Consider the following 14,154-nt stretch of genomic DNA (forward strand, 5'->3'; position numbering starts at 1 on the left):
CAACTTCTTCCTGGAGAACATGATGAGCAATTACGTGGCCGATATCGGCACCTGCGACGCGTTCCTGGCGGCGCATCCCGAAGTCAGGTTCGTGCAGATCTATTTCACCAACCAGTCGGGCGTGCCGCGCGGCAAGAACCTGCTGCGCCATGACATCCGGCCGATCTACGAATACGCCCGCTTCCTGCCGGGTACCATGCTGGCGCTCGACATCACCGGCATGGATGTCGAGGAATCGGGCCTGGTCTGGACCGATGGCGACGCCGATCGCCTCGGCAAGCCGACGCCCCAGGGCCTCACCCTCGCGCCATGGCTGGGGCCGGATTTCGCCCAGCTGATGCTGAGCGTCTATGAACTCGACGGCAGCCCCTGCGATGTCGACCCGCGCCACGTCCTGCAGGGCGTCATCGACCGATTCAAGGAATTCAACCTGACCCCGGTCATCGCCTGCGAGATGGAATTCTACCTGATCGACCGCGAGAACCGCGCCGATGGCGGGAAACAGCCGCCGGCCTCGCCCGTCACCGGCAACCGGCCCTGGGACATCCAAGTCTATGGCCTGCGCGAACTCGACGATTTCGAGCCCTTCTTCCGCGACGTCTATGCCATGGGCGAGCAGGTCGGCCTGCCGCTGGAATCGGCGATCTCGGAATATGCGCCGGGGCAGCTGGAACTCGGCCTTCAGCACCGGGCTGACGCCTTGCGCGCCTGCGACGAGGCCATCATGTACAAGCGCCTGGTGAAGGGCGCCGCCGTGCGCCACGGCTTCGAGGCCAGCTTCATGGCAAAACCGCACAGCGACATCGCCGGTTCCGGCATGCATCTTCATGTCAGTCTCGGCAATCCGGATGGCAGCAACGCCTTTGCCAGCGACGACCCGGCCGGCAGCCCGCTGCTGAGGCAGGCGATTGGCGGCATGCAAGCCCTGCTGGATGAATCCATGGCCGTTTTCGCGCCAAACGCGAATTCCTATCGCCGCTTCAGATCAAATTCCTATGCACCGGTGGCGCCGACCTGGGGCATCAACAACCGCACGGTCAGTTTCCGCGTGCCGGCCGGTCCGCCCAAGTCGCGCCATATCGAGCACCGCATCTGTGGCGCCGATGCCAATCCATATCTCGCCGTGGCCGCGCTGCTGGCGGCGATCCACTGGGGACTGAAGCAGAAGCTCGACCCCGGTGCGCCCGTCGAAGGCAACGGCTATGAAGTGGCCCGGGAAATGGGCCTGACCCTGCCGACCAACTGGCAGGCTGCCATCGACATGTTCCGCAAGTCTGCGCGGATGAGGGAGTATCTCGGCACCCGTTTCCATCATGTTTACAGTTCCGTGAAGCAGGCCGAGCACGACCGCTTCAATGCCCGCGTCACCGAACTCGACTATGCTTGGTATCTGCGCAACGCCTGACGGTCCGCGCCGGAATGCAGGGGCCGGCATTCCCGACGTCGACCGCTTGTGAGAGTCCCGGCCAAGTGTTAACTTCCCGGGCGACTCGAGATGATGGCATTGGCGCGTCCCATGCGGCGTCTCGAGAAATGTTGCCTGAATCGGCTGTAGGGATCTGACGAGCGCTGCATATGGGTCTGTTCCGTTCCAAGAAGGACAACCGGGTCGTCGTCGGCAACCGGTATCGCTCAGCCGATACCAATCTCATCACATGGGAAGTCGCTTCGGTCTTCAACGGCATCGATGGCACACCCTATGCGCACATCTTCTGCGTCCAGGACCAGTCGCGCCGCAAGACCGTCGCCCAGAGCTCGCTCGAAGCCAGCAGCCAGTATATCCGCCTGCCCAACAAGCCGGCCTGAGCGCCCGACGGCATGGGCAAGCATCTGCAGCTGACCGACCGGCTCGATCGCTACCTTCTCGACTTCGCCTTTCGCGACGACGATCTGCTGCGCGCCTTGCGCGACGAGACGGCGATGATGCCGAACGCACAAATGCAGATCGCGCCCGAGCAGGGCCAGTTCATGGCGCTGCTGGCCCGCATCGCCGGCGTCAGGAAGGCGCTCGAGATCGGCACTTTTACGGGTTATTCCAGCCTCAGCGTGGCACGCGCCCTGCCTGCGGACGGCCGCCTTGTCTGCTGCGACATCAGCAAGGAATTCACCGATGTAGCCCGCCGCTATTGGGACAAGGCCGGGGTCACCGCGAAGATCGACCTGAAACTGGGTTCGGCGCGCGAAACCCTGGCTGCCCTCGAGAAAACCGAGGCCGGCAGTTTCGACATGGCCTTCATCGACGCCGACAAGCTCAATTACCCGCATTATTACGAATCGGCGCTGGCGTTGCTGCGGCCGGGCGGCGTGCTGCTGATCGACAACGTACTCTGGGGTGGCGATGTCGCCGATCCCGCGGCGACGGATGCCGAGACCGTGACCCTGCGCGAGCTCAACGCCAGGGTGAAGGCAGATGAACGCGTCGATTTCTGCCTGCTGCCGGTGGCCGACGGCCTCACCCTCATCCGCAAGCGCTGAGCCTTACGGCTCGGGCGGGGTTTCCCGCTGCGGCCATGTGATCCGCGCCCCCGGCCCGATGCCGAGCATGGCCGCAAGCCCGCCGCGAATCTCCAGCGCCGCCTGGGCCGGCTCGATGGAAGGAATCATGGTTTCGTCGAAGGGCCGCGCATCGGCCGCCACATGCACCACCCTGCCATCGGCGGCGATGAAGATGATGTCGAGTGGAAGCGGCGTGTTCTTCATCCAGAAGGTCCGCAGCCGCTCGTCGGGATAGAGGAACAGCATGCCCGCATCATCGGCCAGCCGATCGCGGTACATGAGTCCCAGCGATCGCTCGGCGCCGTCATCCGCCACTTCGACGGCGAAGTGGTAGGTGTTGGCGCCGGCCTCGACAGTCAGCGGCACGATCTCCGGCGAGGCATCCTGGGCCACGGCTACGGCCGCCGCCAGCCATTGCCCACAGAGCAGGAGGATTGCAACAACAACGCCGGTTGCCCGCATCGGTCCGATGACCTCGCCGTTTCGACCGGCCGAACTTGGCCGCCGCCGATCCGGTTGACAAGGCCAAATGTAGGATCCTCTATGCTTACCCGAGAATAACGCGGAGGATTCGACCCCATGGACATGACCGGCGAATACACGATCAAGGCGCCGCGCCAGGCGGTCTGGGATGCCCTCAACGACCCCGAGGCGCTGAAGGCCGCCATCGCCGGTTGCGAGGAGCTGGTCCGGGACGGCGATGGCTTCAAGGCGACCGTGGTGGCCAAGGTCGGGCCGGTGAAAGCCAAGTTCGGCGGCCGCGTCACCCTCTCCGACCTCGATCCGCCCAACGGCTATACTATCTCTGGCGAGGGCCAGGGCGGCGCCGCCGGCTTTGCCAAGGGCGGCGCGAAGGTTCATCTGCTGGACGATGGTGCCGGAGGTACAATCCTCAAATACGAGGCCCAGGCGCAGATCGGCGGCAAGCTCGCCCAGATCGGCTCGCGGCTGATCGACGGTGCCGCCAAGAAGATGGCGGACGATTTCTTCAGCGCCTTTGCAGCCGGCGTCGAAGTCAAGGCCGGCAGCGCCGCAGCTCCGGCCGCAGCCGAACCTGTGGCCGAGCCTGGCACCACCGACGTCGCGGCACCCGGTGCCGCCAGCCCGGAGGCGCCGGCAACGGGCCTTTCGCCGGTTGTCTGGATCACCGGCCTGGTCGTGGTGGTGGGCGGCATCCTCTATTTCTTCACCCGGAACTGAGCCGGAAGATCCCATGGGCCTACGCATCTCCAGGGAAGCCAATCTGGCGCTCAACTGGATCCTCAACGAACTGGTGCCACCCTTCATCCGCGACCGCCGCTGGTTCGGCTGGCTGATCACGCGGGCGCTCTACGGCGACAAGGCCCGCCATTTCATGAACTTCCACGCCCGCGTCTACGAGATGAGCGAGGCGGAATATCGCGGCGTCTATGGCGCCACCCGCGCGGCGGCCATCGAGCGCGACACGGATCTCAACGATGCCTGCCTCAAGCTGATCCTCGAACACGCGGTCGGGCCGAGGGTCCTTGAGGTCGGATGTGGCGGCGGCTTCCTGTCGAAACGCCTCGCCGAAAGGTTCGAGGTCACGGCGACCGACATCGTCATCGGCGAGCGCACCAGGGCTGAAAATCCGAAAATCACGTTCCAGGATGCTTCGGCCGAGAGCCTGCCCTACCCGGACCGCAGCTTTGATACCGTCGTCACCACCCATGTGCTGGAGCATGTGCGCGACATCCGCCGCGCGATCGACGAGCTGCGCCGCGTAACGGCCCGGCGCCTTATCGTGGTGGTGCCGAAGGAGCGGCCGCATTTCTATACGCCGAACCTGCATCTGCACTTCTTTCCCTACCCATTTTGCTTCTATGCCGTGTTCGGGCATCAGCCTGGTCACATGCTGCAGAATGCCGGTGGCGACTGGTTCTATGTCGAGGACCGTCCGCCCGCGGCGTGACGCGCCGCAACATTGATGAATATTTGAGCAGCAGCGCACGCTGTGCATTGCCACAGATCAATCCGACCAAGGTCGTAACCCCCCGTCATGCATTCAAAACTTGACATTCATTGAGGGGCATCAGCTTAATTCTGCCACGCGATCTCGACCGCTGAAGTTGACGATGCCGGCGGTCACGTGAACGCAAAAGGCAGCTAGTGGCACAAAGCCACAGCAACTCATGGGAGGATCGGAATGCCCACCGTTAAGATGACGGTGAACGGCAAGCCTGTCTCGGCCGAGGTCGAGGCGCGCACCCTGCTCGTTCATTTCCTGCGCGAACATCTTGATCTCACCGGCACGCATGTCGGCTGCGACACGGCGCAATGCGGCGCCTGCACCGTGCATGTCGGCGGCAAGGCGGTGAAGTCCTGCAACATGCTGGCGGTCCAGGCGGATGGCGCCGAAGTGACGACCATCGAGGGGCTTGCCACTGGCGACACCCTGCACCCGATGCAGGAGGCCTTCCGCGACCATCACGGCCTGCAATGCGGCTTCTGCACGCCCGGCATGGTGATGAGCGCCATCGACCTGGTGAAGCGCAAGGCCGACCTCTCGGAAGCCGAGATCCGCGCCGGGCTGGAAGGCAATATCTGCCGCTGCACCGGCTATCACAACATCGTCAAGGCGGTTCAGGCCGGTGCCGCCGCCACACGGGGGAGGTGAGCCATGGCTGACACTGGAAACCCCACCGGGATCGGCGCCTCCGTCAAGCGCAAGGAGGACTTCCGCTTTCTGACCGGCCAGGGCACCTATACCGACGACATCAAGCGCCCCGGCCAGGCCTATGCCTATATCCTGCGTTCACCCCACGCCCATGCCGAGATCGTGAAGATCGACACAGCCAGGGCAAAGGCGATGCCCGGCGTGGTGGCGATCTTCACCGGCGCCGATTACGACAAGGGCGGCGTGCCCTGCGGCTGGCAGATCCACAGCAAGGATGGCAGCCCGATGGTGGAGCCGCCGCATTTCCCGCTGTGCAAGGACCGCGTGCGCCATGTCGGCGACCAGGTCGCCCTTGTCATCGGTGAATCGCTCGCCCAGGCCCGCGACGCGGCCGAGGCGATCGCGGTCACTTACAAGGAATTGCCGGCGATCGTCTCGACGGCGGATGCGGACAAGCCGGGTGCAGCCCAGGTCTGGCCGGATGCCAAGAACAACACCTGTTTCGACTGGCATCTGGGCGACAAGGCGGCGGTCGATGCCGCCTTCGCCAAGGCCCATCACGTCACCAAGATCGACATCGTCAACCAGCGTCTGGCACCGAATGCGATGGAGCCCAGGGCCGCGATCGGCGATTACGACCGGGCGACCGGCGAGTACACACTCTACACCACCAGCCAGAACCCGCATGTCATCCGCCTGCTGATGGGCGCCTTCGTGCTGCAAATTCCGGAACACAAGCTGCGCGTGGTGGCACCGGATGTGGGCGGCGGCTTCGGCTCGAAGATCTTCCATTATTCGGAAGAGGCGCTGGTCACCTGGGCCGCGGCCAAGGTGCGCCGTCCGGTCAAATGGACCTCGGATCGGTCCGAGGCCTTCATCTCCGACGCGCAGGGGCGCGACCATGTCAGCCATGCCGAGCTGGCGCTCGACAAGGACGGCAAGTTCCTGGCCTTGCGCGTCAGCACCAAGGCCAATATGGGCGCCTATCTGTCGACCTTCGCGCCCTGTGTGCCGACCTATCTGTCGGCGACGCTGCTGGCCGGCGTCTACACGACGCCCGCCATCTATGCCGAGGTGAAGGCGGTTTTCACCAACACGGTCGCGGTCGATGCCTATCGCGGCGCCGGCCGGCCGGAGACAACCTATCTCCTCGAGCGGCTGGTGGAGAAAGCGGCGCGCGAGACCGGGATCGACCGGGTCGAACTGCGGCGCAAGAACTTCATTCCCAAGGACGCCTTCCCCTATCAGACGCCGGTCGCCCTGCAATATGACAGCGGCGACTATTTCTCGACCCTGGATATCGCCCTGAAGCGAGCGGACTGGGCCGGATTCGAGGCGCGCCGGGCGGAGGCCAAGAAGCGCGGCAAGCTCCGAGGCATCGGCATCTCGACCTATATCGAGGCCTGCGGCATCGCACCCTCGGCCGTGGTGGGGTCACTGGGCGCCCGCGCCGGGCTTTACGAATGCGGCTCGATCCGCGTGCATCCGACCGGCTCGGTGACGGTCTTCACCGGCACCCACAGCCACGGCCAGGGCCACGAGACAACTTTTGCGCAGCTGGTTTCCGACACACTCGGCGTGCCGTTCGATAGCGTCGAAGTGAGCCACGGCGACACCAACAAGATCCCCTTCGGCATGGGCACCTATGGCTCGCGTTCGCTGGCGGTGGGCGGCTCGGCGCTGGTCAAGGCGATGGACAAGATCATCGCCAAGGCCACCCGGATCGCGGCGCATCTGATGGAGGCATCCGCCGCCGATGTCGAGTTCAAGAACGGGGAGTTCTCGGTGAAGGGCACCGACAAGAAGGTGCCGTTCGGCCAGGTCGCCTTGACCGCCTATGTGCCGCACAACTATCCCATCACCGAACTGGAACCGGGCCTCGAGGAGACGGCGTTCTACGATCCCCTCAACTTCACCTATCCCGGCGGCTGCCACATCTGCGAGGTCGAGATCGACCCCGATACCGGCGTCACCCAGGTGGCGAAGTTCACCGCCGTCGACGATATCGGCCGCGTCATCAACCCCATGATCGTCGAGGGCCAGGTGCATGGCGGCGTGGTCCAGGGGATCGGCCAGGCGCTGCTCGAGAATTGCGCCTATGACAACGAGTCCGGACAGCTGCTGACCGGTTCCTACATGGACTACACCATGCCGCGTGCCGACGACGTGCCCAGCATCGATGTCGCAACCCACAACACCATGTGCACGCACAATCCGCTGGGCTCCAAGGGGGTCGGCGAAGTGGGCGCCATCGGTTCGCCGCCGGCCGTCATCAACGCGGTACTCGACGCCCTGCTGCCGGTCGGCGTCAAGGATATCACCATGCCGGCGACCCCGGTGAAGGTGTGGCAGGCGATCCAGTCGGCCGGCTCCGCCAAGGCCGCGGAATAAGGGAGGAATGAGCCATGAATAATTTCGGTTATCACCGCCCAGCTTCCGTCGCCGACGCCGTCAAGGCGCTGGGTGGTTCCGGCGATGCCAGGATCGTCGCCGGCGGGCAGACCCTGCTGCCGACGCTCAGGGCCCGCCTCGCCACGCCGAGCGATCTGGTCGATCTCCGCGCAATCGCGGAGTTGAAGGGCATCAAGGCGGAAGGTGACGGCATCACCATCGGCGCCATGACGCCGCATGCCGAGGTCGCGGCCTCGGATGTGGTGAAGGGCGCGATCCCGGCGCTGGCCTATCTCGCCGATCATATCGGCGACCGGCAGGTGCGGACGCTCGGCACGATCGGCGGATCGCTCGCCAACAATGATCCCGCCGCCTGCTATCCCTCGGCCGTGCTGGCACTCGGCGCCACGATCCGTACCAGCAAGCGCGAGATCAAGGCGGACGATTTCTTCCAGGGGCTGTTCACCACGGCGCTGGAGGATGGCGAGATCATCACGGCCGTGCACTTCCCCAAGCCCGAGAAAGCGGCCTACGAGAAGTTCGTCCAGCCGGCCTCGCGCTTCGCCCTGGTCGGCGTGTTCGTCGCCAAGGCCAGAGAGGGCGTGCGCGTCGCCGTCACGGGGGCCGGCCAGGAAGGCGTCTTCCGCGCCAGGGAACTGGAACAGGCCCTGTCGGCGAACTTCTCTCCCGATGCCGCGAAGGGCGTCAAGGTCGCTGCCGGCAACCTGATCAGCGACCTGCATGGCACGGCGGAATACCGGGCCCATCTGATTCCTGTCCTGACCGCCAGGGCCGTTGCGGCGGCAAAATAACCCGATCACCGCCGACCTGAAGAACGGGCAGCATTCCCATGCTGCCCGTTTTCTATTTTGGGGCAGGCCGCATGCTTTTTTGACGCGGATCAAGCGCTGTCGCGCTATGATTTCTCCCGGGCGCAGACAGCCGCCGCAGGTTGCCGGTTGCGGCCGATCTCTTCCGGGGAGTGGGCATGACCGATCCGCCAGCATGGAGGGAATGGCGCCGACGCCTAGCCGGCAGAGCCGGTGCGACCCTGCGCAACGAGCCGCGGCTCGTGACCGTGTCGGCCATTCTCGTGATCGCTGCCACCTGGATCTCGATCGGGCTGCATGTCACCGAACAGCGGCGCGACCTCTATCTTGCCGCCGAACGGGAACTGCGCGGCGGCATCCTTACCCTGAGTTCGCATGCAAGGCGCACCTTCGAGGCGGTGAATACGACCCTGCATGCGGTAGATTCCTGGCTCTATGAAACCTCGCGGAACACCCGCTCGGCGCCGATTTCGGAACTGGCGAAAGTGATCGACGACGTGCAGTCGTCGAACGAGGACTATGTCGATATCCGGCCTATCAGCAATGACGGCTTTCTGTTCCGTTTCGCAGCCGATGACGACTTCCGGGCCTTTGTCGGCGACCGGCCGTATTTTGAGGCTCTCTATCTGGCCGAGCCGGGAACCATCGAATACTCGACCCCCGTGGTCAGCCGCGATACTGGCCGCCATGTCCTGCCGATCGCCATGAGGGCGCGACCGAACCGCTACGGGGTGGGCTATCTGGTCGCGGCGGTTACGGTCGACCAGTTCGATGCCGCCTATCGCGACCTGCTGATCTCGGCGACGGGCCAGATCGGGCTGGTTCGCAGCGACGGCAAGGTGCTGGTGAGCGTACCCGAGGATGTCATGCGGAACGAGGCGTCGGGGAGCGCCTTTATCGGCGCGATTATGGCCAACAGCCACACCGAACCCGGGATCATCGACGCCGCCTCGCCCAGCGGCGGCAGTGGCGCCATCGCGGCTACGCTGCGCCTGGCGCGGCATCCGGTCATGGTCTATGCCGCCTTCGAACGGGACGAACTCGACCAACGCTGGCAGGCCGAGGCCCTGCCTCACTTCATTGCCGGGGCCATCGCCACACTTTTGACCATTCTCATCGCCGGCTGGCTGCGGCATGTCATCCGCCTCAGGGAAGGCGCGGCTGCCGCCACTGCCGCGGCCCTTGAGACGGCCAACGCCGCCAATGAAGCGAAACGGCAGTTCCTGGCCAACATGAGTCACGAACTGCGGACACCGCTCAACGCGATCCTGGGATTTTCTGAAGTGATCGCGCGGGCGATGTTCGGCCCGCTTGATGCCCATTACCGGACCTATGGCAAGGACATCCACGACAGCGGCAAGCACCTTTTGCATCTGGTCGACCAGTTACTCGACATCTCGCGCATCGAGGCCGGGGCGGTCGCCCTGCAGCCGCAACCCTGCAACCTGGGCGAGATCGTCGACGAGGCAATGCGGATCATCGAGCCGCTGCGCGCGCAGCGGGAACTGTCGCTAACGACCGATCTGTCCGGGGTGAAAGGGCCGGTGCTGGCCGACCGCGGCGTCCTGCGACAGATCTTCATCAACCTGCTGGGCAATGCGGCCAAGTACAACCGTCAGGGCGGATCGGTTTCCGTCACCGCACGGCGCAGCGACGGGAACGTCTTCATCGTTGTCGCCGATAGCGGCCAGGGCATTGCCGAGACGGATCTCCGCCACATCTTCGAACCCTTCAGGAAGGGTGACGCCCATGTCGCCGAGCCGGCGGAGATGGGTCTCGGTCTTGGCCTGCCGATCGTCAAGGCCCTGCTGGATTTGATGCGCGGTGAGATCAGGATCGAATCCACCGCCGGCGAGGGTACCCGGGTCCTGCTGCGCCTGCCTGATGACACAGCGGTCAACAGGCAGGCCAGCTAAAATTTGCCAGCTGAAGATGGCGGGCGGAAAACGGGCCGTCTGGTCCGAATCACCCGGCGCGGATGCGGGCGATGAAGCTGTCGACCTCGCGCCGCAGCGCCTCCGACTGGCGCGACAGTTCCGACGATGCGCCAAGGACCTGGCCGGCCGCCTGGCCGACCTCGCTCGCCGCCTGGTTGACACCGCCGATATTGCGCGACACCTCGTCGACGCCCTGTGCCGCCTGCTGGGCATTGTTCGAGATTTCCTGCGTCGCGGCAGACTGCTCCTCGACCGCCGCGGCGATGCCGGAGGCGATCTCGTTGATGCGCGCGATGGTCGAGCGGATGTGCCCCATCGCCTCGGCGGCATCCTTGGTGACCTGCTGCATGTTGGAGATCTGGACCGAAATGTCCTCGGTCGCCTTCGCTGTCTGGCTGGCCAGGTTCTTGACCTCGCTGGCCACAACGGCGAAGCCCTTGCCGGCCTCGCCGGCGCGGGCCGCCTCGATGGTCGCATTCAAGGCCAGCAGATTGGTCTGACTGGCGATGTCATTGATAAGCTGCACGATGCCGCCGATCCGGTCGGCCGCCGTGGCGAGGCTTTCCACGGTCTGGCCCGTTTTCTCCGCTTCCTGCACGGCGGTCTGCGCCACGGTCGAGCTGTCCGACACCTGCCGGCTGATCTCGGTGATCGAGGAGGAGAGCTCCTCCGCCGCGGCGGCCACCGTCGTCACATTGGCCGAGGCCTGGGTGGTCGCTGCGGCGACGGCCGTGGATTGCTGCGTCGCCTCCTCCGCCGTACCGGACATGGAACTGGCGCTGGATTGCAGCTCGGTCGCCGCCGACGAGACTCCTTCGACCACGCCCTTGATCGCCTGTTCGAAAGAATCGGCGAGGCGCAGCATGTCCTGGCGCCGCTGCTCCGCCGCCCGCTGTTCCGCGATCTTCTGTTCCTCGCGCAGGCGGTCGACCTCGATCAGCTTCTCCTTGAAGAAATCGATCGCCCGCGCCATGACGCCAAGCTCGTCGCGCCGCGCTGTCATCGGCACGTCGAGCGCCGTGTTGCCGGCGGCGAGACTCTCGACCGCACCGGTCAGCGCCCGCACCGGCGATACCGCGACACGGCGGATGAGCAGGGTGACGACGATGCCGAGAAGGAAGATGATGACTGCCGCGGCAATCAGCAATCCCTGGGTGAGGGCGACAACCGGCGCCTCGATCTTGTCGAGCGGCAGGTTGACCATCACCGACCAGGGGGTGGTGGACTTGCCGGCTTGGACCGGCAGGAACAGGCGGTGTACCTCGCCGCCCATCGACTGCGAATTGTCCATGAGATCGGCCGCCTCGCCGGCCTGGATGGCCGCGCGCACCGCGGCCATCTGCGGCGCGCCTTCCTCGATCGGCTTTGCCAGCAGGTCGACCGTCTCATGCGCCGCCCACAGGCCACCATTGGATATGAGCGAAACGGAGCCGGTTTCGAACGGCTTGATCTCTCCCAGCATCGCGTTGAGACCGGAAAGCAGCATGTCGATGCCGGCGACGCCGATGCTCTTGCCGTCATGGATGATCGGCACGGCGACGCTGGTGATCAGCTGGTTCACACCGTCGATCTCGTACATGTATGGTTCGAGCAGCTGCTCTTCGCCGCTGTTGCGCGCCAGCAGGTAATAGTCACCGAGACCCGGCGTTTCGTAATCCAGCAGCGGCGTGATGACGATGCCCTGCTCCTTGCTGCGCGCGACATAGGGGATGAAGCGCCCGGTCGCGTCATGCATGTCGGTTGAGACAAACGCGCCGTCGCGGCCATCGAAAGCATTGGGCTCGAAGGCAATCCACGTGCCGACCAGCGCCGGATTGTCGGCCAGCAGCTTCTTCAGCAGTGCCAGCACCGTGTCGCGGTCGGCCTTGCCGGTCTGGATCTGGGCGAGACTGGCGGCGCCGATCGCCCGCGCGACCCCGAAGGAATTGGCGAACTCCTTCTCGACCTGCTGCGCGGCTTCACTGGCAACCTGCGCGCCGAGATCGTCGCTGAGTTCGTTGACGGTGTCGCTGCTCTGTGAAACGCCGAACCAGGTCGAGATGCCGAAACCAAGGACGAGAACCAGCAGGACCGGCAGCACGATCTTGAGCGCCAGCGAGCCGCCAGCCACCTTTTCACCCGACATGATACTTCACTCCACAGGAAAGATTTCTTTACTGGAGTGAAACTATGATGATGCCCGGTTAACAAGTGATGAAATTTTGGGAATTACATCCCTTGGCGACAGAGACGACCGGCCGGGGCCAGTGGAACAACCACGCCCGGTTTTGTCAGATGGTCACGCAAGGCATTGAGATCATTGTCTCCCTGGACCCGGTTGCGGCCTTCGCGCAGGACGGTGAAACGGTCGCCGCCATCGGCCAGAAAGGAATTGACCACGATTCGATAGGTGTCTGCCGGGTGCAGCAACTGGCCGTCGAGAGTTATGGTCTCCGCCAGGACCTTGTTGCCATCGGTGCGGCCTGCGTCATAGCAGTAGCTGAAGCCTGCCGAGACCTGCAGCATGCGCGGCCGGCGGTCTTCGGGCTGATCGATCCATTGCTGCTCCAGCAGGGTCTTGATCTCGGCCCCGGTCAGGTCCATGGCAACCAGATTGTTGCCGAAGGGTTGCACGGCGAAAAGATCGCCCAGTGACACATCGGTCTTTGCCGGATCGCTCGGCAGATCCTGGCGGATGCCGCCCGGATTCATGAAGGCGATGCGCGCACCCAGCAACCGGCCGCTGGCGAGCTGCGCATCGGCGATGAGGTCGCCGAGGGCGGATTCGCCGCTGCCGTCCGGCGACCGCGTCACCTGGCCGGGCAGGCCGGCGACGGGCTGGGCCCGAATGGGGGCGGTCGCCGCCTCGGCCTCCGCCACCAGTGCGGCGATGTCCGGGTCCGGCGCCACGTCACGCGTCACCGGCTGGTTTCTCACGCTGGCGGCCACGACATCGCCCCCTTTCAGGGTGAGATCGATGACGCTCAGCATGCGGCCATAGCTTGCGGTCTGGGTGACCAGCCGCCCGTCGAGGCGGCAGGCATAGGCCTGGTGCGTGTGACCACTGATGAAAAGGTCGATGGCCGGATCGGCGCCCTGGACGATGTCGACCAGGGCGCCCGACATGCCCTCGCAGGGCCTGCCATCCTGGGCGATCCCGGCTGGCACCGTAGCGCCCTCGTGCAGGATGGCGACGATGGCGTCGACCCCGTCCGCACGCAGCGTCCGGGCGACGCTGTTCAGCGACTCCAGAGGATCCTGGAACGTGAGCCCCTTGATCCCGGAGGCAGCAACGATGCTGGGCGTCTCGGCCGTCACGGCGCCGATGAAGCCGACCTTGACGCCGTCAAATCCCCTGACCGACCAGCCGGGAAAGGGTGGCGACAAGGCCGCCGGATTGAGGACATTGGCGGCAAGATAGCCGAAGCGGGCCGCGCCCATCTTCTGCTTGAGTTCGGCCAGCCCGTAATCGAATTCATGATTGCCGACGGCGTTGAGGTCGAGGCCGATCTCGTTCATCACATCGATTGTCGGCGCGTCTTTCAGCAAGGCGGAGACCAGGGGGCTGGCGCCGGTGAGGTCGCCGGCGCTCACCAGGATGCTGTTGGCATGGCCCGCCCGCTCCCGCGCCACATGGGCGGCGAGATAGGCGGCACCGCCGGTCTCGACCATCTCCTCCTTGCCGTCGATCGTCAGCGTCAGGCGGCCGGGGCTGGGGTCGCTGGCCTGGATGTTGCCGTGGAAATCGTTGAAGGCGAGGATGCGCAGGCTGACCAACGCCTTGTCCGCATCGACCGCCGCGCCGTCGGGCCCGGCCGGCGCACAGGCCGCCAGCATCACGGCAAATAGTACCGGCATCCATCGGCCGGTGCGACGGGCACTGTGC

General features: G+C 65.0%; 12 protein-coding genes. 9 read left to right on the top strand and 3 right to left on the bottom strand.

Annotation, left to right across the window (positions count from 1 at the left end):
- The first annotated feature begins 22 nt into the window (after positions 1-22).
- The 3 genes from A8950_RS16640 (at position 23) to A8950_RS16650 (ending at position 2,475) form a co-directional block, all read left to right on the top strand.
- Positions 23-1,405, top strand: coding sequence for a glutamine synthetase family protein (locus tag A8950_RS16640; RefSeq protein WP_133614894.1), 1,383 nt, complete (start codon positions 23-25; stop codon positions 1,403-1,405).
- A 170-nt stretch (positions 1,406-1,575) separates the two neighbouring features.
- The gene (locus tag A8950_RS16645; RefSeq protein ID WP_133614807.1) at positions 1,576-1,806 is read left to right on the top strand and encodes a hypothetical protein; all 231 of its coding nucleotides are present in this window, start codon (positions 1,576-1,578) and stop codon (positions 1,804-1,806) included.
- 12 nt (positions 1,807-1,818) lie between these two features.
- Complete coding sequence (locus A8950_RS16650; RefSeq protein WP_133614808.1) at positions 1,819-2,475, top strand: O-methyltransferase; 657 nt, start codon at positions 1,819-1,821, stop codon at positions 2,473-2,475.
- A 3-nt stretch (positions 2,476-2,478) separates the two neighbouring features.
- Here the strand turns inward: A8950_RS16650 and A8950_RS16655 are convergent, their stop codons facing one another.
- A complete protein-coding gene (locus tag A8950_RS16655) occupies positions 2,479-2,958 on the bottom strand; it encodes a DUF192 domain-containing protein (protein ID WP_133614809.1) in 480 nt (159 codons plus the stop codon).
- A gap of 117 nt (positions 2,959-3,075) precedes the next feature.
- On the opposite strand from A8950_RS16655, the gene A8950_RS16660 reads away from it, so the two are divergent.
- The 6 genes from A8950_RS16660 (at position 3,076) to A8950_RS16685 (ending at position 10,268) form a co-directional block, all read left to right on the top strand.
- On the top strand, positions 3,076-3,696 hold the full coding sequence (locus tag A8950_RS16660; protein WP_133614810.1) for an SRPBCC family protein: 621 nt from the start codon (positions 3,076-3,078) through the stop codon (positions 3,694-3,696).
- A 13-nt stretch (positions 3,697-3,709) separates the two neighbouring features.
- Positions 3,710-4,426 carry a class I SAM-dependent methyltransferase gene (locus tag A8950_RS16665; RefSeq protein ID WP_133614811.1) on the top strand — a complete coding sequence of 239 codons (717 nt, stop codon included), beginning with the start codon at positions 3,710-3,712 and terminating at the stop codon, positions 4,424-4,426.
- Positions 4,427-4,660: 234 nt separating this feature from the next.
- Positions 4,661-5,131: a (2Fe-2S)-binding protein gene (locus A8950_RS16670; RefSeq protein ID WP_133614812.1), complete on the top strand. Its 471-nt coding sequence runs from the start codon at positions 4,661-4,663 to the stop codon at positions 5,129-5,131.
- 3 nt (positions 5,132-5,134) lie between these two features.
- Positions 5,135-7,522 (top strand): xanthine dehydrogenase family protein molybdopterin-binding subunit, encoded by a 2,388-nt coding sequence (locus A8950_RS16675; RefSeq protein ID WP_133614813.1) that lies wholly within the window; start codon positions 5,135-5,137, stop codon positions 7,520-7,522.
- 14 nt (positions 7,523-7,536) lie between these two features.
- Entirely contained in the window at positions 7,537-8,334 is a 798-nt protein-coding gene (locus tag A8950_RS16680) for an FAD binding domain-containing protein (RefSeq protein ID WP_133614814.1), read from the top strand.
- Between the two features lie 266 nt (positions 8,335-8,600).
- A complete protein-coding gene (locus tag A8950_RS16685) occupies positions 8,601-10,268 on the top strand; it encodes a sensor histidine kinase (protein WP_166645239.1) in 1,668 nt (555 codons plus the stop codon).
- Between the two features lie 49 nt (positions 10,269-10,317).
- On the opposite strand, the gene A8950_RS16690 is transcribed toward A8950_RS16685, so the two are convergent.
- Positions 10,318-12,414 (bottom strand): methyl-accepting chemotaxis protein, encoded by a 2,097-nt coding sequence (locus A8950_RS16690; protein WP_133614816.1) that lies wholly within the window; start codon positions 12,412-12,414, stop codon positions 10,318-10,320.
- 83 nt (positions 12,415-12,497) lie between these two features.
- Positions 12,498-14,126 (bottom strand): bifunctional metallophosphatase/5'-nucleotidase, encoded by a 1,629-nt coding sequence (locus A8950_RS16695; RefSeq protein ID WP_133614817.1) that lies wholly within the window; start codon positions 14,124-14,126, stop codon positions 12,498-12,500.
- Positions 14,127-14,154: the final 28 nt, after the last annotated feature.

Origin of the sequence: Dongia mobilis, from assembly GCF_004363235.1 — a bacterium.
GTDB classification, from domain to species: domain Bacteria; phylum Pseudomonadota; class Alphaproteobacteria; order Dongiales; family Dongiaceae; genus Dongia; species Dongia mobilis.